This window comes from Vibrio sp. 661, assembly GCF_033339315.1.
In the GTDB taxonomy this organism is placed as follows: domain Bacteria; phylum Pseudomonadota; class Gammaproteobacteria; order Enterobacterales; family Vibrionaceae; genus Vibrio; species Vibrio alginolyticus.
Genome location: NZ_JAWOUJ010000031.1, coordinates 1 through 21,034, shown reverse-complemented (window position 1 = coordinate 21,034; position 21,034 = coordinate 1). Strand labels below are relative to the sequence as shown.

At 44.5% G+C, this 21,034-nt stretch carries 17 protein-coding genes and 1 riboswitch; of the genes, 11 read left to right on the top strand and 6 right to left on the bottom strand.

Going from position 1 to position 21,034, the window contains the following annotated elements; genetic code table 11:
* The first annotated feature begins 183 nt into the window (after positions 1 to 183).
* Positions 184 to 259, top strand: a riboswitch (Fluoride riboswitch).
* A gap of 132 nt (positions 260 to 391) precedes the next feature.
* The 3 genes from R7P69_RS24105 to dapD all read left to right on the top strand — a co-directional run bounded on the left by R7P69_RS24105 (position 392) and on the right by dapD (position 3,446).
* A complete protein-coding gene (locus tag R7P69_RS24105) occupies positions 392 to 1,084 on the top strand; it encodes an iron-sulfur cluster assembly scaffold protein (protein WP_005450903.1) in 693 nt (230 codons plus the stop codon).
* Positions 1,085 to 1,107: 23 nt separating this feature from the next.
* Positions 1,108 to 2,091: a GGGtGRT protein gene (locus R7P69_RS24100; RefSeq protein WP_025768220.1), complete on the top strand. Its 984-nt coding sequence runs from the start codon at positions 1,108 to 1,110 to the stop codon at positions 2,089 to 2,091.
* Between the two features lie 323 nt (positions 2,092 to 2,414).
* Positions 2,415 to 3,446 (top strand): 2,3,4,5-tetrahydropyridine-2,6-dicarboxylate N-succinyltransferase, encoded by a 1,032-nt coding sequence (gene dapD / locus R7P69_RS24095; protein ID WP_025768219.1) that lies wholly within the window; start codon positions 2,415 to 2,417, stop codon positions 3,444 to 3,446.
* A 70-nt stretch (positions 3,447 to 3,516) separates the two neighbouring features.
* Here the strand turns inward: dapD and glpQ are convergent, their stop codons facing one another.
* Together glpQ and glpT are read right to left on the bottom strand one after the other, a co-directional pair.
* Entirely contained in the window at positions 3,517 to 4,572 is a 1,056-nt protein-coding gene (gene glpQ / locus R7P69_RS24090; protein ID WP_213874864.1) for a glycerophosphodiester phosphodiesterase, read from the bottom strand.
* Positions 4,573 to 4,628: 56 nt separating this feature from the next.
* A complete protein-coding gene (gene glpT / locus R7P69_RS24085; protein ID WP_005380199.1) occupies positions 4,629 to 5,993 on the bottom strand; it encodes a glycerol-3-phosphate transporter in 1,365 nt (454 codons plus the stop codon).
* 896 nt (positions 5,994 to 6,889) lie between these two features.
* Between glpT and R7P69_RS24080 the strand changes: the two genes are divergently transcribed.
* From R7P69_RS24080 to R7P69_RS24060, 5 genes are all read left to right on the top strand, one after another.
* Positions 6,890 to 7,744: an MIP/aquaporin family protein gene (locus R7P69_RS24080; protein WP_005380195.1), complete on the top strand. Its 855-nt coding sequence runs from the start codon at positions 6,890 to 6,892 to the stop codon at positions 7,742 to 7,744.
* A gap of 59 nt (positions 7,745 to 7,803) precedes the next feature.
* On the top strand, positions 7,804 to 9,321 hold the full coding sequence (glpK, locus tag R7P69_RS24075; protein WP_005380193.1) for a glycerol kinase GlpK: 1,518 nt from the start codon (positions 7,804 to 7,806) through the stop codon (positions 9,319 to 9,321).
* Positions 9,322 to 9,479: 158 nt separating this feature from the next.
* The gene (locus R7P69_RS24070) at positions 9,480 to 10,271 is read left to right on the top strand and encodes a DeoR/GlpR family transcriptional regulator (RefSeq protein WP_005380192.1); all 792 of its coding nucleotides are present in this window, start codon (positions 9,480 to 9,482) and stop codon (positions 10,269 to 10,271) included.
* Between the two features lie 176 nt (positions 10,272 to 10,447).
* Entirely contained in the window at positions 10,448 to 12,007 is a 1,560-nt protein-coding gene (gene glpD, locus R7P69_RS24065; RefSeq protein WP_017636005.1) for a glycerol-3-phosphate dehydrogenase, read from the top strand.
* Between the two features lie 275 nt (positions 12,008 to 12,282).
* Positions 12,283 to 13,236: a CorA family divalent cation transporter gene (locus R7P69_RS24060; RefSeq protein ID WP_005391702.1), complete on the top strand. Its 954-nt coding sequence runs from the start codon at positions 12,283 to 12,285 to the stop codon at positions 13,234 to 13,236.
* A 73-nt stretch (positions 13,237 to 13,309) separates the two neighbouring features.
* Here R7P69_RS24060 and R7P69_RS24055 read toward each other — a convergent pair whose 3' ends face one another.
* Positions 13,310 to 14,494: an NnrS family protein gene (locus R7P69_RS24055; protein ID WP_238952093.1), complete on the bottom strand. Its 1,185-nt coding sequence runs from the start codon at positions 14,492 to 14,494 to the stop codon at positions 13,310 to 13,312.
* A gap of 182 nt (positions 14,495 to 14,676) precedes the next feature.
* On the opposite strand from R7P69_RS24055, the gene R7P69_RS24050 reads away from it, so the two are divergent.
* A complete protein-coding gene (locus R7P69_RS24050; protein WP_154205079.1) occupies positions 14,677 to 15,228 on the top strand; it encodes a gamma-glutamylcyclotransferase family protein in 552 nt (183 codons plus the stop codon).
* Between the two features lie 38 nt (positions 15,229 to 15,266).
* On the opposite strand, the gene R7P69_RS24045 is transcribed toward R7P69_RS24050, so the two are convergent.
* Positions 15,267 to 15,863, bottom strand: a complete 597-nt coding sequence (locus R7P69_RS24045; protein WP_213911203.1) for an outer membrane beta-barrel protein — start codon at positions 15,861 to 15,863, stop codon at positions 15,267 to 15,269.
* Between the two features lie 421 nt (positions 15,864 to 16,284).
* On the opposite strand from R7P69_RS24045, the gene ebgR reads away from it, so the two are divergent.
* A complete protein-coding gene (gene ebgR / locus R7P69_RS24040; RefSeq protein ID WP_238952094.1) occupies positions 16,285 to 17,271 on the top strand; it encodes a transcriptional regulator EbgR in 987 nt (328 codons plus the stop codon).
* A 171-nt stretch (positions 17,272 to 17,442) separates the two neighbouring features.
* Here the strand turns inward: ebgR and R7P69_RS24035 are convergent, their stop codons facing one another.
* Positions 17,443 to 18,360, bottom strand: a complete 918-nt coding sequence (locus R7P69_RS24035) for a LysR family transcriptional regulator (RefSeq protein WP_373921197.1) — start codon at positions 18,358 to 18,360, stop codon at positions 17,443 to 17,445.
* A 112-nt stretch (positions 18,361 to 18,472) separates the two neighbouring features.
* On the opposite strand from R7P69_RS24035, the gene chrA reads away from it, so the two are divergent.
* Positions 18,473 to 19,612: a chromate efflux transporter gene (gene chrA / locus R7P69_RS24030; RefSeq protein WP_238952096.1), complete on the top strand. Its 1,140-nt coding sequence runs from the start codon at positions 18,473 to 18,475 to the stop codon at positions 19,610 to 19,612.
* A 123-nt stretch (positions 19,613 to 19,735) separates the two neighbouring features.
* Here chrA and R7P69_RS24025 read toward each other — a convergent pair whose 3' ends face one another.
* Positions 19,736 to 20,380, bottom strand: a complete 645-nt coding sequence (locus tag R7P69_RS24025) for a helix-turn-helix transcriptional regulator (RefSeq protein WP_005380169.1) — start codon at positions 20,378 to 20,380, stop codon at positions 19,736 to 19,738.
* Between the last annotated feature and the right edge of the window lie 654 nt (positions 20,381 to 21,034).

Sequence of the window (21,034 nt, the reverse complement as noted above, 5' to 3'; positions counted from 1 at the left end):
TTGGCGCTGGACTAAACAAAGGCCCCCTTTTAGGGGGCTCACACAAAGCCACCTTCTTTAGAAGGTGGTAATTTACTCCTTCCGTTTATCTCCATATATCTCTGAGAATATAAAGAACCGATTTAATATCCCAAATTGCTCTAAATTTCATGTTGCAGATTAGTGTGACTTAGATCTAGTCTAAATGGGTTCGGTGATGGGGTACCACCGGAATCGAAAGATTCGAACCGCTGTTAAAGCTAATGACTCCTACAGAAACGAAAACAGGTCAGCCCTGTTGGAAGTGCTTTCGCTTATGTTGTGAAAGCAAGAGTTCTGTAGTGAGCAATTCAACTCTTCTCCAACCCCGCTCCTGTTTTCTCAAAAAATAAAAATACACTGGGAAAACACTATGCAATACTCACACGAAATCCAATCAATGTGCCCGATTCAACGCGGCGATCTTCATGCATCTGCACCGATCCCTGTTGAAGGCGCAATGATCAATCCAAAAGACGTTATCGCGATTTCTGGTCTTAGCCACGGCGTTGGCGCTTGTGCTCCTCAACAAGGTGCAGCAAAACTGACTCTTAACGTCAAAAACGGCATCATCGAAGAAGCTTTGATCGAAACGATCGGCTGTTCAGGCATGACTCAATCAGCCGCGATGGCCGCAGAAATCCTAACTGGCAAAACCATTCTTGAAGCACTGAATACCGACTTGGTATGTGATGCTATTAACGTCGCGATGCGCGAAATCTTCCTTCAATTTGTTTACGGTCGTACTCAATCTGCTTTCTCTGAAGGCGGCTTGGAAATTGGTGCGGCACTGGAAGACCTTGGTCAAACTCAACGTAGCCAAGTGGGTACTAGTTACTCAACTAAAGCAAAAGGCGTGCGTTACATGGAGTTGGCTGAAGGCTACGTAACAAAACTCGCGCTAGACGAAAACAAAGAAGTGATTGGTTACCAATATCTCAACCTAGGCAAGATGATGAAAGCCATCAACGAAGGCGTATCTGCAGCAGAAGCAGCAGAAAAAGCAACGGGCACTTACGGTCGTTTTGACGAAGCCGTAACGACCATTAACCCACGCCAACAATAATTGCCACCAAGAGGAAAGAGATTATGAACACTCCAATTACTGAATCTGTACGTCGCACATTAGACGAAATGCAACTTTCTTCTCTGGAAGCGGCTTACCAATGCTGTATGGATCGTGGTATCGACCCTAAAGCACTAGTGATGGACACTCAACCTATCGCGTTTGAAAGCGCGGCAGATGCCTACACACTGGGCACCGCTTTGGCGATTTTCCGCGGAGCAAAAACAGCAGAAGAAGCAGCAAACATCATCGGTGAAGGTCTTCAGGCGTGCACTAAACCCGGCAGCGTGGCAGAGCAACGCCAAGTGGGTATCGGTCACGGTGCATTGGCGGCTCGTCTATTGAATGAAGAAAGCGGCTGTTTCGCTTTCCTTGCCGGTCACGAGTCATTCGCAGCGGCAGAAGGCGCAATCAAAATCGCACTAAACGTGAACAAATCACGCAAAAATCCGTTGAAAGTGATCCTGAATGGTTTAGGTAAAGACGCCGCTTACCTAATCTCACGCATCAATGGTTTCACTTACGTACGCACTCAATACAACTACCAAACTGGTGAGTTAGTGGAAGTAGAACGTCGCCGTTTCTCCCAAGGTCCACGTGGTGAGATCCTTTGCTACGGTGCAGACGATGTACGTGAAGGCGTGGCTATCATGCATAAAGAACAAGTGGATGTGAGCATCACTGGTAACTCAACCAACCCGACTCGCTTCCAACACCCAGTAGCAGGCATCTACAAAGCAGAACGTAACCATGAAGGCATGCCTTACTTCTCTGTGGCATCAGGCGGTGGTACTGGTCGTACTCTACACCCAGATAACGTGGCGGCAGGTCCTGCCTCTTACGGTATGACCGATACCATGGGTCGCATGCACGCTGATGCTCAGTTCGCGGGTAGCTCTTCTGTACCAGCGCACGTTGCAATGATGGGCTTCATCGGCATGGGTAACAACCCAATGGTAGGGGCAACGGTTGCACTTGCCGTAGCCGTCGGTGAACTTAGCCTTTAAGCCGATTTAATCGCTTTCTATCCAAAGCGATTAAATCCAACAAACCCAGTGTAGGGGGAGTGACTTCGGTCCTCCCCTTATTTTTTGCTGCGCCCCTTTTCCAACTTCACTTTGTCTTTACCCCAAATCGGTCTGAGAAGGCTTTTGCGACACATTTCTCATCAGACAAACATATCTCTAAAAAGACAAAAGGTATCCATCTACAGACTTTCTCCATTTCCCCTCTTTAAACTCCCCAACACTCTCTTTATGATGACTGACAACTTAATTATTTCTTGTCAGTGAACAGACGAGACACAAGACTCAACACATGGAGATCAACTATGGCTTTCTTCTCTCTAGCCTTTGGTACGGCAACTAAAAATCGCGACGGCAAAATCATCGAAGCGTTTTTCCCAAACCCAGTTCTTAACCCAAGCGAAGCGCTTGTTAACGCACTAGCAGCAGTAGCAGGTTACGAGCAAGGCAACCAAGCTATCGAGATCTCTGCAGCACAAAGCGCAGAACTGGCAGCAGCATTTGAAGCAAACGGCGATGCTGCAAACGCATCTTTCGCAGCAAAAGCAGCAGAATCAGCACAACCACTTGTACTGGTTATCCTTGCAACTGACGAGCAGCCACAAAGCGTTGCTGAAGGCTTCCTAAAACTTCAACTTATCTCTAACCGCCTAGTTCAACCGCACGGCACGGTACTAGACGGCATCTTCGGTCTACTACACAACATCGCATGGACTAACGAAGGTCCAATCGATCTACCTGAACTAGCAGAGCGTCAAATCGAAGCTCGCCTAGCGGGTCGTGCACTAAGCGTAGATTGCGTAGACAAGTTCCCTAAAATGGTGGACTACGTGGTACCAACTGGCGTTCGTATCGCTGACACTTCTCGCGTACGTCTTGGCGCACACGTTGGCGAAGGCACAACGGTAATGCACGAAGGCTTCATCAACTTCAACGCAGGTACAACTGGCGTGAGCATGGTTGAAGGTCGTATCTCTGCTGGCGTAGTGGTTGGTAACGGCTCTGACATCGGCGGCGGCGCATCTATCATGGGTACGCTATCTGGCGGCGGTAAAGTTGTAGTTTCTATCGGTGAAAACTCTCTACTAGGCGCGAACGCAGGTCTTGGCTTCCCAATGGGTGACCGTTGTACTATCGAATCAGGTCTGTACGTAACTGCTGGTTCTAAAGTACGCATGCTAGATTCTGACGGTCAAGAAGTCGAAGTGGTGAAAGCACGCGATCTTGCTGGTGTTTCTGACCTACTGTTCCGTCGTAACTCTGTAACAGGTCAAATTGAGTGTCTTGCAAACAAGAGCGCGGTTGAACTGAACAGCGAACTGCATAAAAACAACTAATAAATAGTTAAGAAAAATCCCCCAGCAGGAAACTGTTGGGGGATTTTTTAGCTTAAGTCAAAATGCGTGATTACTGATTTAAAAAGCTGACCGCTTTATCTGGGAAATCAGTAAACAAACCATCCACTTTTACTTGGTTGTAGTACACATCCATCATGCCTTCAAAGCTGTCAGTGTACGCTGGAATGCGTCCTGGATCGGCGCGGAACGTGTATGGATGCACTTGCAAGCCAGCGTCTTTTGCAGCCTTCATCAACGGCTTGATGATGATATTGTCTTTGGTTGACTTATCATCCACCAGCATCGGCTTCCAAGGTCCAATTCCTTCCGCGTAACTCGCTACTTTCTTCATTCCGTCGGCTTCGAACATCCAGTCATAACTGTATGGTGTTGCCTTGTCGCCTTTGTACACCATAGTTTCGTTCCAGTCCGTGTAAGCCATAAGCTGAACGAGCTTTAAGTCCATGTCCATTGCAGGCATGAGTTCACTGTTGATGCGTTGAAGTTCATTCGCATCAAAACACTGAAGGTAGACTTTGTCGTCTTGAGAGCCGTAACCGTACTGCTTCAAGACTTTAAGTACTGCTTTAGAAATGTCCTTACCTTCATGACGATGGAACCAAGGCGCTTTAATTTCTGGGTAAATACCGATGTCATAACCCAGCGTTTTGTTTAAGCCTTGGATCAGCTCAATCTCTTCAGCAAATGTCGGCACGGTGAAATCAGATTTCCACATAGGGAATCGGGTTGGATAGCCCGCTACTTTGTTGCCTTTCTCATTGATATTAAAGCCTTCAGTTACTCGCAAGGATTTGATTTCCGCCAGAGTGAAATCAATCGCGTAATAACGACCATCTTTACGTGCACGATCAGGAAAACGCTCCGCAACATCCGTTACGCGATCGAGATAATGGTCATGCAACACGACCAACTGGTCATCTTTCGTCATTACCACATCTTGCTCTATGTAGTCAGGTTTCATTGCGTAAGCAAGTGCTTTGGCTTCTAGCGTGTGCTCAGGCAAGTAGCCCGATGCACCACGATGCGCAATGACAAGCGGCTTCGCAATCGCACCAGCAGAGAGGCTAAGTGCTAAAAAAGTAAGACATACTGACTTTGTTTTCATTGTTATTTCCTTGATAAAGCGAAGAGGCAGTATTCCACTGCCTCTTTAAATAAATATTACGCTAGCGCTTCCTTCTCGCGCTCTTTTTGCTCGTGGTGCGCACGTTCACCTAAGAAGGCGTACATCAAACACACGATAGAAGTAATACAAGAACCCACTAAGATGATAAAGCCACCATCCCAGCCAAAGTGGTCTACGGTGTAGCCCAAAATCGCGTTTGCGGCAACTGCCCCACCCAGGTATCCAAACAAACCAGTAAGACCAGCGGCAGTACCTGCGGCTTTCTTCGGAGCGAGTTCAAGTGCGTACAAACCGATCAGCATAACCGGACCATAGATTAGGAAGCCAATTGCAATAAGCGCCATCATATCTACTGTTGGGTTGCCCGCAGGGTTAAACCAATAAACCATCACTGCAACTGTCACTAGCACCATAAATAAGATACCAGCAGGTGCACGACGACCTTTGAACAATTTGTCAGAGATCCAACCACACAATAGTGTTCCTGGAATGCCAGCCCATTCGTATAAGAAATAAGCCCATGACGATTTATCTACCGAGAAATCCTTCGCTTCTTTTAGGTAAACAGGTGCCCAGTCCAGTACGCCGTAACGAATTAGGTAAACAAATGCGTTTGCAATTGCAATCGACCAAAGAAGTTTGTTGTTGAAGACGTATTTGAAGAAGATTTCCTTCGCTGTCATTTCTTGTTCATGGGACTTGTCATAGTCATCTGGGTAATCGTCTTTGTATTCTTCAATAGGAGGCAGACCACAAGACTGAGGGGTATCGCGAACCGTCATCCAAACAAACACAGCAACCAACGTGGCGAAAAATGCAGGAACATAAAATGCAGTGCGCCAATCATCGTTAAATGCCCACAGGCCAAGAATAAATAGTGGACCAATCAAGCCACCACCCACGTTGTGCGCCACGTTCCAAACCGAAACGATCTCACCACGCTCTTTACGTGACCACCAGTGCACCATGGTTCGGCCACAAGCAGGCCACCCCATCCCTTGGAACCAACCGTTTAAGAAAAGCAAAATGAACATCGCAGTGACGCTACCAGTCGCCCATGGCATAAAGCCAAAGCAAAACATCACTAATGCAGACATCAATAGGCCGCCACTAAGGAAATAGCGAGGGTTGGAGCGGTCTGAAACGCTGCCCATTAGAAACTTAGAGAGACCATATGCAATGGAAACAGCTGCCAAGGCGACACCTAAGTCTCCGCGGCTAAAGCCTTGCTCGATAAGATAAGGCATCGCCAAACTGAAGTTTTTACGAACTAGATAGTAACCGGCGTAGCCAACAAAGATACCGATAAAGAGTTGCCAACGGAGGCGAGAGTAGGTGCTATCGATGCTGCCAGGGGACAGACGATCAATGTGCGCCTTAGGTTTGAATATTCCAAACATAGGAACCTCATTATTTTGTATGCGATGGTAAAAACACAAAAGGAGCGAACGAAACAAAATAAATCTTCGTTCGAAAGTTCATGAATTGTATGGAGTTAGGATTTTATTTCTGTGACAAATGTTGCACATGGATTAAATATAAGTAAATACAGTAAATTATATGAGCATTAATTAGATCATCGTTCAACTTTACTCAAGATTCGTTAATATGAAACTGATATTCAAACCTCTCACTTGAGCATTCCAATTCGAAACCTTTGAAACAAAGGCTCGAATTAGAACATAAACTAACCGTAAAAAGGGCGATTTACGCCTGCCCTACTCGCTCCGAACCAACTAATAACTAAAAAGCTGAAAAACGATCACGTTTAGCATCAAACGAAATAAAAAAAACAATTTTTATTTGAATACAAGCCGAAGCAATGATTCACAAACACAAGACATTAACAGCGTTTATTCTCTTCTCAACTCATCCTATTGGTACCAATGGGATGACGATTTTTTCTAAAAGTCCAAACATGACAGCGTATTTTTTATATCACTGCTATCCCTTGATACATTTGACATTCCGCTACTCCTTTAGGGTTAATTGCTACACAAGTTCTGTGCAATAAGTCTCCAAGCACGTAGCAGCTTCACAAAACTCCTCTTACCAGTTGTGCATTCTTTTTCACATCGGTAATTTGAGCGCTCTCAACACTGGCCTCGTGACAAATAAATTATTTTCGTTGTGTTCTTTCCCGGTTAAAAGATGCGCCATTTAACAAAAACGAAGACTTTGATTAACAAATTTATGCTCAAACGCTCATTTTTAACGCTCGTTTGTTTTCGCAAACGTTTATATATGCACAATAGTATCGTGCTAGACAGGCAAAAATGATCAAAGGACTTTTAACATGACAACGAACAAACACCCCTCTCTGCTCGGAGAATGTTTGGCCGAGTTTATCGGTACAGGACTACTTATTTTCTTCGGCGTAGGCTGTGTTGCAGCCTTAGTTCTAACAGGCGCATCATTTGGACAATGGGAAATCAGTATTGTATGGGGCTTCGGTGTCGCCATCGCTATTTACTGTACGGCTGGCGTCTCTGGTGCACACATCAACCCTGCCGTTACCATCGCACTTGCTATGTTCCATGGTTTTGATAAGGCGAAAGTGGTGCCATACATTATCGCTCAAATGCTTGGGGCATTCTGTTCTGCTGCATTGGTATACAGCTTATACAGCAACCTTTTCACCGACTACGAAATCGCTCATAACTTCGTTCGCAGCAGCCAAGATGCACTAGCAACTGCTGGTATCTTCTCGACTTATCCGCATGCCTCTCTCTCTTTCTTTGGTGCTTTTGCTGTGGAATTCGTTATCACTGCTGTACTGATGTTTGCGATTCTGGCTCTGGGCGATGAAAATAACGGCGCGGCACGTGGCGCAATGAACCCTCTATTGATCGGTATTTTGATTGCCGTCATCGGTGGTTCACTTGGCCCACTAACAGGCTTTGCTATGAACCCTGCTCGTGACTTTGGACCGAAGCTGTTCGCTTACTTCGCAGGTTGGGATTACGCTCTGACAGGTGCTAAAGACATTCCTTACTTTATCGTGCCTTTACTTGCTCCGATTGCAGGTGCGTGTTTTGGTGGTTGGTTGTATCCAAAAGCGATTGCAGCTTACCTTCCACAACAAGGCCACGGTTGTACGATTCCAAACCAATGTGAGACGGAAGAAGAAACAGAAGAAGCTAGAGCTTAAAACTGACGTAACTCGAACATTTACTAAAATATAAATAACGAAACAAAAGGATTCTTACCATGACTGAGCAAAAATACATTGTTGCCCTAGACCAAGGTACAACAAGCTCTCGCGCTGTGATTCTTGATCATGATGCGAACATCGTAAGCGTCGCGCAACGCGAATTTACTCAGATTTATCCAGAAGCTGGTTGGGTTGAACATGATCCAATGGAGATCTGGGCAACACAAAGCTCTACCTTAGTAGAAGCTCTAGCTAAGTCTGGCATCCGTAGCGACCAATTAGCGGCTATCGGTATTACTAACCAGCGTGAAACGACCATCGTCTGGAACAAAGAAACCGGTAAACCCGTTTACAATGCGATCGTATGGCAATGTCGCCGTACTGCTGATATCTGTGAAGATTTAAAAGCACGCGGTCTCGAAAACTATGTACGTGACAACACTGGTTTGGTGCTTGACCCTTACTTCTCCGGTACCAAAGTTAAATGGATTCTGGACAATGTTGAAGGCGCACGAGAAGACGCAGAAGCAGGTAAGCTGTTGTTTGGTACTGTCGATACTTGGTTAGTTTGGAAGATGACTCAAGGTCGCGTTCACGTAACCGACTACACTAACGCATCGCGTACCATGCTGTTTAACATCAACGATCTATGTTGGGATCAAAAAATGTTAGATGAGCTTGGCATCCCAGCATCTATGATGCCAGAAGTGAAGCGCTCATCGGAAATTTACGGTAAAACCAACATCGGTGGTAAAGGCGGTACTCGTATTCCTATTTCTGGAATCGCAGGTGACCAACAAGCGGCGCTTTACGGCCAAATGTGTGTTGAAGCGGGTCAAGCGAAAAACACTTACGGTACGGGTTGTTTCTTGCTAATGAATACGGGCCAAGAAAAAGTCACTTCGACACATGGTCTTCTAACAACTTTGGCTTGTGGTCCTGCAGGCGAACCAGCTTATGCACTTGAAGGTGCCGTATTCATGGGAGGAGCTTCAATCCAATGGCTACGCGATGAATTGAAAATCCTAAACGGTGCAGAAGACTCTGAATACTTCGCGACAAAAGTGGATACATCAAACGGCGTTTATGTCGTGCCTGCATTTACTGGTTTAGGCGCACCATACTGGGATGCCTACGCACGTGGCACGATTGTCGGCCTTACTCGCGGTGTGAATTCAAACCATATCATCCGTGCAACATTGGAAGGCATCGCTTATCAAACTCGTGACGTACTGGATGCGATGCAAGCTGACTCAGGCATTAAGCTTGCGAACCTTCGCGTCGATGGTGGTGCAGTAGCGAACAACTTCCTCATGCAATTCCAATCCGATGTATTGAACACAGAAGTACACCGCCCTCAAGTAACTGAGGTTACCGCTCTTGGTGCAGCCTACCTTGCCGGCCTTGCAGTTGGTTACTGGGATAGCATTGATGAGTTGCAGAATAAAGCGGTACTTGATCGCACCTTTGAGCCACACGATGATGAAGAAAAACGCAATCGTCGTTACAAGGGTTGGAAGCGTGCAGTGAAATGTGCACAAACCTGGTCTGAACTTCACGACGAAGAAGATTAATCTCATCTCCATAAGAAAAAAGAGCGCCATTTGTGCGCTCTTTTTGCGCTTTATCCCCGATTCCTGAACTCGCTTACTTCTCACAACGAGCAAATTCGAGCACAATAGAGCTTCGAATTTGAAGCATTGGCCGTTACCAATGCACAAGGGAGTGGTAAGTGAAGCAAATACCTCGACACCAGCAGATTGTTGAGCTGGTGAAAAAACAAGGCTATGTCAGCACGGATGAGTTGGTAGAAAGATTCAATGTCAGCCCACAAACCATCCGACGCGATCTCAATGAACTCGCCGATGACAACAAAATTCGTCGTTATCACGGTGGAGCCACTATTCCTCTCAGTTCTGAAAACACATCTTACAACACGCGTAAAGCGCTCAACTTCAATGAAAAAGATGTCATTGCAGACGAGGTAGTCAAACACATTCCAGATGGTGCCACACTATTCATCGATATCGGCACCACACCAGAAGCAGTTGCGCGAGCGCTCAATAAAAATCATAAACAGTTGCGTGTTGTCACCAACAACATCAATGTTGCGACCATTCTTTTCCCTAACCCTGAAATCAAAGTCATCTTAGCGGGTGGAGAAGTCCGCAGCAGAGACGGCGGTATTGTTGGCGAGGCTACCCTCGATTTCGTTAAACAGTTCCGTCTCGACTTTGGTATTCTCGGCATTAGCGGTATCGACTTCGATGGCTCGCTATTAGACTTTGATTACCACGAAGTCCGGGTAAAACAAGCGATCATTGACAATAGCCGTAGTGTATTTCTTGCCGTAGACCACACCAAGTTTGGGCGCAATGCTATGGTGAAACTAGGCAATATTGCACAGCTCAACATGATCTTTACCAATAAGCAGCCACCAGAAGAAATCTTGTCAATTTTGAAGGAAGCTTCTATCCCACTTGAAGTGGTTGAAGCTAACGAATCAAACTCCGAAAACGAGTAACGTCAATCGTATAATTCCCCCTCAAATGACCTCTGTCTTAATTAGATAGAGGTTTTTTTGTGTCTAAATCACACAAAACGCTCACAAACGAAAATAATAGATGATCACAAACGAAACCTGAGCTAGGATTACATTATGTTCTAAAATGCTCGTTCGCTCACCAAGAGGTCAAATTTATGAGTATACAAAATAATGCTTCCACTACTAGCTCATCCACTACCTTAGACTTGATCGTAATCGGTGGCGGCATTAACGGAGCTGGTATTGCAGCAGACGCAGCTGGCCGAGGTTTGAGTGTTGGCTTATATGAAGCAAATGACTTCGCATCTGCGACTTCTTCAGCAAGTTCTAAACTGATACACGGCGGTTTACGCTACCTTGAACACTACGAGTTTCGTTTAGTTTCGGAAGCGCTCGCAGAGCGTGAGGTTATTCTTCGTAAAGCACCACACGTCGCATTACCAATGCGTTTCCGTTTACCGCATCGCCCATTCCTACGCCCAGCTTGGATGATTCGTTGTGGCCTTTTCCTTTACGATAACTTGGGTAAACGTACGACGCTGCAAGGCAGTAAAACCGTCAACCTTGCGAAATCTGGCTTGCTAAAACCAGAGATGAAAACGGGTTTCGAATACTCTGACTGTTGGGTTGATGATGCACGTTTAGTATTACTGAACGTTCTTGCGGCTCGCGAAAACCATGCTGAAGTACGTAACTACTGCCGCGTGGAAAAAGCACACCGTGAAGGTGGTATCTGGCACGTTACTATTCACGATGTGATGACAGACCAACGTTTCGAACGTAAAGCGAAAGCGTTAGTCAATGCTGCGGGGCCTTGGGTAAAACAGTTCTTTGATGATGGATTAGAGCAAGCCTCTCCTCGTAACATTCGCTTAATCAAAGGCTCGCACATCGTTGTTCCTCGTATCCACAACGAACCGCAAGCCTACATCCTTCAAAACAAAGACAATCGCATCGTATTTATGATTCCTTACTTAGATAAGTTCTCAATCATTGGTACAACAGATGTGGAATACAAAGGTGACCCACGTGAAGTGTCGATCTCAGATGACGAAGTCGATTACCTCATTGATATCGTAAACCAACACTTTGTCCACCAGTTGACTCGCGAAGATGTAGTTTGGACATACAGCGGTGTTCGTCCTTTATGTGACGATGAATCTGACTCTCCGCAAGCAATCACACGAGACTACACGCTAGAGCTCGATGCGGAATACGACCATGCACCTCTGCTTTCTGTTTTTGGTGGTAAGTTAACGACCTACCGTAAGTTAGGTGAAGCAGCAATGAAGAAACTTGCTCCGTTCCTACCTGAAATGGGTAAAGACTGGACGGCCAACCAAACCCTTCCTGGTGGTAACTTCAGCTGTAGTCGTGAACAATTAGCTAAACAAATTCACGCTAAATACACTTGGGCGCCAGAAGCATTGATTCTTCGTTATGTCACACAGTTTGGTACCCAAACCTGGAACTTAATGGAAGGCACAACAAGTGAAGCTGACTTAGGACAAACGTTCTCGGCACAAGCAGGTGGTGTTTACCAACGTGAGATCGATTACTTAATGAACCATGAAATGGCAATGACCGATGAAGACATTTTATGGCGCCGTACTAAGCTTGGTCTTTACATGAACGAGGAAGAAAAACAGGCCTTAACGGACTATTTAAAGAAAAAGCTACAACAGAAAGTGGTTAATCTTTCTCAAGTTGGCTAACAGCTCCCCTCCCTCCCCCACAATAAAGCCTGCTTAGTTGCAGGCTTTTTGTTTTGTTGTTTAAGCACAACACCTTGGTGCGCTCCACTCGATTGCAAATAAGAACAACTATTCATAGACATTTGGCGTTAAATACAATCATACTCATTTGAAAAATAATGCATCAATGACTTCAGAGTACCGTACTCAGAGTATTGCCTCTGTATGGCAATGCAATTCTCGCGAAAGAAGTATCTTGAGGTTATTTTGGTATCGGCTCAAACAAGGAAAAGAAAATGGGTTTTATGATTGAACATTGGGACTTCTCAACCCCAGAAGCAACTCAACAATCCACCACGGCAGAGCAAATTCAAGCTAAGCATTGGTACCATTGCGAACGGCTGCATCCCGATATTCGTGGTTGGCTGGAGCAGAACCAAGTACCTCGAGCTACGGTTGATCATCTATTAGCCGACGAAAGCCGACCATCTTTCCATCCTTTAGATGACGAGAACTTCATGTTGATTTTACGAGGCGTCAATATGAACGGCAATGCATCACCAGAAGATATGCTTAGTATTCGAATTCTCTACTTTCAAGGCGCACTCATTTCAACTCGTAAAATTCCATCACGCGCGATCATGGAGATTCGCCAAGCATTAGCGGAACACAAAGGCCCAAAAAGTCTTGCTAGTTTACTTCATCAGATCATTGAAGGATTAAACAGTAAAATAGACATTTACCTTGATACAATTGAAGAAACACTAAACCAGTTCGACGTGAATGATGAATCGACGTACAAACATATGGCGACTCAAAAAGCGCTGATTTCTATCAAGCGTTTTATTCGCCCTCAGCAGTACGCTATCCGTGATCTTGTGGAGTCAGAATCAGAATTGATTGCTTTGAGACCTCATCAATATCGCTTCGCACACAATAATATTACGCGCATAAATGAAACACTTGAGTTTTATCTTGGAGAAGTGGCGCTTTTCCAAGAAGAGATCAAACATCATCGTGATGAAAAAACCAATAAAAACAGTTACCTGTTTACTTTGGTAGCAACGATTTTTCTACCAACCAGCTTCTTAACAGGTTTACTCGGCATCAATGTTGGTGGAATGCCAGGTGTGGAATCCACCATGGCATTCACCTGGTTCTGTATCGCCTTAATTGTCATTTTTGGTCTAGAGTGGTGGCTATTTAAACGCTTGGGGCTCACGAATAAAGCGGACGACGAAGACGAATAAACACTAAACCTATAAAGAACAAAAACCAAAAGAGGAGCACGCGGCTCCTCTTTTCTCTACTCACATTAGAATCTTATCCGGGGTGACCATCCACACGAGGGGTCACAAGCATCACACCAAAGCGCCACACAAATAGCCCAAACGCAACAATCCATAATCCGCCGCTGATATCAATCCACAGCATCATGTTCGCTGGGTCAAAGATCACGGCGAAACTGCGAACCAAAGCTGCCGCGGTAATCGCTGCAAACGCAAGGCTCATGTTTGGCCCTTTGTAGATCATGCGACCAGTATGTCCCATCGTCACCCGTGCAATCATCGCTAAAATCAAACCGCCTAACGCACCTATCGCAAACAGGTGAATGAGGTTATGGCTGGCAAATGCATCTCCCCAGACGCCTCGCAAAATTAAGCTTAGTGGTAAACACAAATACGCAGCATGCAGCGACCACACTAAAGGCTCGCTCAGGGTTAACCAAGGTTTCCAGCGAACAAAACGCACCAACTGAGCAACACCTGCAAATAGCATCAAAGGACTACCTAGTTCTGCAAACGTCACAGGGAAAAAGCTCAGCACAAATAGCATTACCAATGGCAAGTTCGCGAACCACTCTAACCAAGCCAATGGTTGCGCTTTTTCGAAATTAAATCGACGCGCAGTAAAAAATGGAATCACACGTCCGCCCATCACTGACAACAGCAAGGTAAACCACCACAGCATTGCTTGCCACACAGCAGAAGAGCTAAAGGGCGGCATACCTTTTATCGTTGCGTAGCTTGCAAAGTTCGCAAAGATGGCTAAAAGAAACAGTGGAACGAAAAACAAATTACGCCAACCTTTGGCTCGATACACACGAATGCCCACCTCATAGGCGACAAACAGTAAAAATACCGCTTCGATACTGCTGGTTAACCATAACGGTGCAGGTGTCCAAAGCAAGATGCGGGGCACTAACCACAAGCCAAATAAAGCCAGAAGCATGTAATGCTTGGTACCATTAATGCCAGTCCAGTTTTGTACCGCGGTCAGTACAAAGCCAACTACAATGGCCATTGAAAAACCGAACAACATTTCATGTACGTGCCACCATAATGCCGGTACAGTTAATGCGTTTGGCTGTCCGCTTTGGAACATCCACACCCACAACGCGATCGCAACAATGCCGTAAATCGCCCCAAACAGAAAAAACGGCCGAAAGCCTAATCGTAGCAATGCGGGGATTTTTTCTTCTACTTTTTTATCGGTGATATTCAGCATTATCTTGCCCTCAAGCGTCTCTCGATGCTGGTTAACTCAACTACATATTGATGCTACCATAAACATGTATAAAAAATACATGTTTATAATTAAGATTATACTTAAGAGGTAAAGTTGTGCTTCAGATGCGGGTTAGGTATAAACATGAGAGGCACAACTATCAGTTAAGGGATGCAACGACAATGTACATATTTGGCTATGGCAGTTTGATTAATTCTGCGTCACGTAAGTTAACCGGACAAACGGGAGAAGCCATTCCCGTCATAGCACATGGGTTGGTTCGCTACTGGGGGAAGATTGACGACAGCTACAGCCTCTCTCCATTAGTGGTGAACCAAGGCGATGGACAGGTTAATGGCGTTTTACTCGAAGTAAATGAAGAAGCGCTCGCAGAATTCGATCGCCGTGAGCGAGGTTATCATCGTATTCAACTTCAGCCAGATCAAATCGAAACAGATGCGAGTTTTAACCAAGAACATGACATTTGGGTTTACGTAAAAGACGAGCCACTACCACCATGCGCAAAGAGCCCAATCATGCAAAGTTATGTTGATACCGTGCTGGCAGGTTGCTTGGAAGTTTCCCACGCGTTTGCAGAGCATTTTGTGCGTCACACCATTGGCTGGCAACACGCGAAAGAAAATGACCGCCATCAACCCAAATATGGCAACCTTGCAGGCGTACAAGATCACCACTATGAGTTGATTGATAATCTGATCAAAAAAGGAGCCTGACGGCTCCTTTTTAGTATCTATGTTTTGCTTACGCGAGCTTAAAACTTGTAATCAACACCAATGTACAGGCTGTCAAAATCAAATTCAAGATCGCCACCACCTTCAACATCGATGGTTACTGTAGAAGCACGGTAGCCACCAGAAACAACCAGACCTGAAGCAAATTCATAACCCACTTCAGCACCATAGTTAAAGCCAGCATCGCTACCATCAGTCTTACCAGTGAAACCAGAAAGGTTTGATTTTGCCTCTAAATCAACCCCAGTTACACCTAGACCAACAACAGCACCAACATAAAAACCAGTGCCAGAGAATTGGTACTTAGGTTTAGCATTAAGGTTGAATGAATAACCTTCAACAGTAGCTTCTAACCAATTACCCGCGCCCGATGCTTTTTCTTCGAAGCTACCGTAGTAAATGTACTCACCTTCTAAAGCCAATTTGAAGTTTTCTGAATATTGCAGCTCTTTACCTACCGCAATACCCAAACCTGTAGCTGAAGAGCTGTAAGAGTGACCTTCAACTTCAAGATCAGAGTTAAGAATATCTGCGCCAACATACCAGTTACCTTTTGCTTGAACTGACGCTGAAGCAACCACTGCCCCTAAAGCCAATAATGGCAATACTTTTTTCATTATAATTTCCTATGTTTTTCATACTGTTAAACAGTTTTTAAAAGCGCGGAGATTATAAATAGAGTTGAATATATTCCTATTGATTTATTTATAAAATGAGACACAAAACATAAACACGAACAATAAAACGTTTGCTTGATTAAACTCTAAACAGCTCGACTCCTATTAAGTACTAGAGTTACCACAAGTAGCAAGTTTCCAAACCAGTCGCGTTTTTCAGTATTTTTACAGCAATATAATCCTTACGTTTACGGCTTTATTTATTACTCAATAGAGTCTATTTCATGAAAACAAGTTGGCTTGATATGATGATTTAAAGTGTTTAGGACTGTCTTACTAAAGGTTTGTGCATCTCTAAGTAGCTGTTTAAAATAGTCAGATTATTGAGCTCACACTTGGGCAGTGCCAACGGGAAATTTACATGGCAAAGCTAAAAGATATCGCCATTGAAGCAGGCGTCTCACTTGCAACCGTATCGCGGGTTTTGAACAACGACCCAACGTTGAGCGTTAAAGAAGAAACCAAATACCGCATTTTGGAAATTGCAGAAAAACTGGAGTACCGCACCAGTAGCTCGAAGAAAGGCATCAAAGAAGTTAAGCAAAAACATCACTTTTTAGCCTTATATAACTACAAACAAGAAACAGAGGTGAATGACCCTTACTACTTATCAATTCATCATGGGATTGAAACGCAATGCGACAAATTAGGTATTACGCTAACCAATTGCTATAACAGTGAAATTGATGTTGAAACGAAAAAGATAACAGGTGTCCTTTTAGTCGGAAATGTCGACCAAAAGGTAGTAGATAAATTACCTAAACGTCTAGCCGATAGCATCTGCTACATAAACTTTTCAGATCCAACCTGCCCTTATGATTGCGTTGATGTCGACCTTATTCGAATCAGTAGGCAAGTGGTTGATTTCTTTGTACAACGAGGCCACCGCCGCATCGGTTATATTAGCGGTCAAGACAAGCACGACGCAGCTGACACTCGTAAAAATGTGTTTTTGGACTATGGCTATCTAAAAGGCGTGGTCGCAGAACAAGATATACACTATTGTGCCTGCTCTAGTTTGTCCGGTTATAACTTAGCGAAAGAGATGCTAGCCAAAGGTGACTTCCCGAAAGCAGTATTCATTGATTCAGACTCCATCGCGATTGGCATAGTACGTGCAATCCATGAATTTGGCTTAAAGATACCAGAGGATATTACGTTGATTAGTATGAATGATATTCCTACTGCTCGCTTTACCTTTCCGCCGTTGTCTACAATTCGTATTCACTCTGAGTTGATGGGAACTCAGGGAGTGAACTTACTGGTGGAAAAATACCGAGATGGACGCTTACTCCCTCTTCATGTATACGTTCAAACAGAGCTTAAACTACGTGGTACAACTCAATGATACCTTTTCCATTAATCTCTTTTATGAATTAAATCTGGAACATCCCCCCCCTAACCCAAGACATTCATTTTGCACAATCAGTACTGTTTCGGTGTAACGCCGATAACTCAGCGGGTAGTAAGAAGTCCAACAACAAATAACTCTAAGCACCATGAGTGCCCCAAATGTTTATCATTTAGAGGTGATGGTCGAAGAAACCAGCTCGCGTAGCCAAATGCCTTTGTCTTCATTGTTTCGGCTGGAATGCCACAGCATAGCAATATCAAAATCCGCAACGGCGATCGGCGGCTTAACGGTAACGAGATCGTCCGAAAAGCCCTCCGCCAATGCCATTTTTTCTGGCACGATGGCAATGAGATCGCGTTTTTTCAATAGATGCCGAATAGTGAGAAAGTTGCGCGACGCCACGGTGACTTTGCGGCTCAAGCCATGTTCTGCAAGCTTTTGGTCTACTTGTGTCTTTAAGCTCCCATCGGGACTTACCAGAGCTTGCTCTATGTTCGCGAACGCTTCCAGAGACAGCTGTGTTTCCCCTTGCAATACCTGTTTATCACACATGCACACGTGCTTTTCGGTGTACAAGTACAAGCTCTCAAAGTTGTCATCCAACACCGGCATGCTGCCAATAATGACATCGAGCTTTTCATGTTCAGTTAATGCCACGTAGTTGCTACGATTGACGTTAATAAAACTGATCTGCGCCTCTGGGGCGCGCTGGCGTATTTCGTCATAAAGCCGAGGAGCAAAAATAAATTCGGCATAATCCGTTAATCCAATGCGACATACACCCGCATAATTTTTAGGCTGGAAGACAGACTTAGTGAGCAAGTCTTTGGCAATAGAATCCAACAAATGATGCACGATTGGCGCGATGTGGTGAGCGTGCTCGGTGGGCTCCATCTTGTGCCCTTTTCGCTCAAAAAGCGGGTCGTCAAACAACAACCTTAAACGAGACAAACTATGACTCATCGCCGACTGGCTAACGTAACTTTTCTCTGCCGCGACGCTAACGCTTCGATAGCGATACAAGTAGGAAAACGTCACCAATAAGTTCAAGTCAATGTTGCGCCACTGAATGTCCTCTTTCACTCCAACATCCTCATCCCATTTCATTCATAGATGAAATTAAAATCATCAATTTGAGTCATTTTAGAGCATTCGATAAATTAGCAACAATGCTTTTTAGATAAACAGGCTCGACATGTTCACCATATTCAAAACTTTTTTCTTGCTGGGTTGGTTCAGCTTCGGCGGCCCTGCGGCTCATATTGGTTATTTTCGCCAAACCTTTGTTGAGAAACTGAAATGGCTTGATGACAGCGAGTACGCGCAAATTGTCGCGCTCAGTCAGTTTTTGCCGGGACCGGGCTCAAGCCAAGTTGGCTTTGCTTTAGGCTATAAACGTGGCGGTTTAGGTGGTGCATGCGCAGCATTTGTCGGATTCACGCTTCCTTCAGTGGTCATCATGTTGGCGCTGGCGATGATGAGCAGCCAAATCACCGACACCGCAGTGTTCCAAAACATCGTTCACGGCCTAAAACTGCTCGCAGTCGTCGTCGTGGCGGATGCGACTTGGGGCATGTACAAAAACTTCTGCCAAAGTAAACTGACCGCGGGTTTGTGCGTCGCGACTGCGATTGCGTTGCTGGTAGCACCAAGCATCATGACGCAAATGTTCGTGTTGATCGCAGCAAGTTTTGTCGGAATGCGATATCTGAAGAAAGACTCCGCGCCATCAGCCGAGCCGTTTAAACCGTCTATCGCGCCATTGGCTCTATTTGCGGTGCTTTTACTCGGCTTACCGTTAGTGGCTCATACGTTACCTTTGCTTGGGCTGTTTAGTGATTTTTTCCAAGCTGGTAGCTTAGTGTTTGGTGGCGGTCATGTGGTTCTGCCGCTTCTGCAAAACATTGTTGGCGACCAGCTCAGCCAAGATGCATTTTTAACAGGCTACGCCGCTGCACAAGCTGTACCGGGGCCAATGTTCACCTTTGCGACTTTTATCGGTTATGAGCTTTCGGATACGCCAATTTTAGGCGCTCTGATCGCAACGCTTGGCGTATTCCTCCCAGGGTTTCTTTTATTACTTGGCGTTCTTAAGAACTGGCAAGCACTGGCAGGCAAACCGCTGGTCTCCGGCGCCATCAACGGTGTAAATGCCTCGGTAGTAGGGTTACTACTCGCGGCACTTTACCAGCCAGTATTTAGCAGCGCAGTTGTTGCTCCCATCGACATGGCGTTAGTGATTGCGGGTTTCTATCTACACAAAAAGCTCAACCTTTCGGTACTATGGATGATCGTGTTTTTTGTGGCAGCAGGCCTTGTCACGGGCATGATGTAGCCTGCTGATACGCCAACTATTGAATCTAGATAAACCACGGGCACTCAAATACGAGTGCCCTTGCTTAGATTAGATAGTGAAAACGGAACAGACCCCGATAAAAAGAGCATCACAAATTGTGACTTAACTTCTCTCGGTTAAGCCATTGTTCATTCTTACCAACTTAACCGCATCATGACGAGAATGGACATCGAGTTTTTTGTACAACTTGTATATATGGCTTTTCACTGTACTTTCAGATAAAAAAAGTCTTGAAGCAATTTGTTGATTTGAAATGCCGTACACAAGTAGCTCTAGAATCTGTTTTTCTCTGCATGTTAACTCATCATGCTGCTGTTCTTCGGACAAATTTGCATGCCGATAATTGAGGACTAACTTCTCTAGGTACATTCTTGGTAGCCACAACCCACCTTTCAGTACGTATTCCGCGCCATCACATATATGTGTCACTGATGCACTTCGGAGCAAAATTCCTTTTAACAACTTCCAATGCAGTAAGTCCGTTTGTACTTTTTCACAAGGGACGTTGTGAAGCATAAAGGACCACCCAAATAGATCAAAATCTGGTAACTTTCCTTGTACTTCAAGCTGACGCATAAAATCGTAATCAATAAACATCAAATCGATACTGAGTGAGTGACTTCTGAACACCACTTCATCTGGTTGCATTATCTTTACATCGACATCATGAATGGAAGACAGCTGTTTTTTTATTAAGTTACTTTGTAAATTACTCTCAGCTAGCAGTATCAAGTGCTTCTTTTCCATAGTCCCACCACATTAACTTACCTGTTTCACCAACCCCCGTTAGAAAATTAATTGGGGATAGCAAAGAGAATTTATCTTCATTTTAAGTAGAAAATATAGCACTTCAGAATGATATCGCATTGCTTTTCAGCACCGAAAAAGACTTAAAAAGTATGAACCTGTTGTGTTTTTATCCATACTTTTCAACCTGTGTTAGCATAAGGATATGATTTATAATATTAAATAATAAAGATAATAATTGGATAAAATGCCATTTATAAAAAATGGATGACTGCTCCGCTCAGTGCAATAGAACAAATTACTTCTTTATATTGGCTTCATTTCATACTTGATGAGTACTTAAAGTAAATACAAAAAATAACATTATGATTATGTTATTTTTTTCTTTAAAACCTTAAAGAGACGCACCTAAATACTCCCTTCCAGCCTGAATCATTCTCAATAATGAGAACAGCTTTCACTGATCCTTTCTTATAATTTCATCGCTTCCCACAACATTTGAAGGAAGCAGCAAGAAGTTAAGTGCAGTCATTTTTAATCAGGAATAACAGGAAATGGAGTAATCGTTATGACTCTAAACAAAACAGGGCTTGCTTTAGCAATGTCAGCAATTTTATTTAGTGGCTCTCTAATCGCGAATGAGATCGATGATGG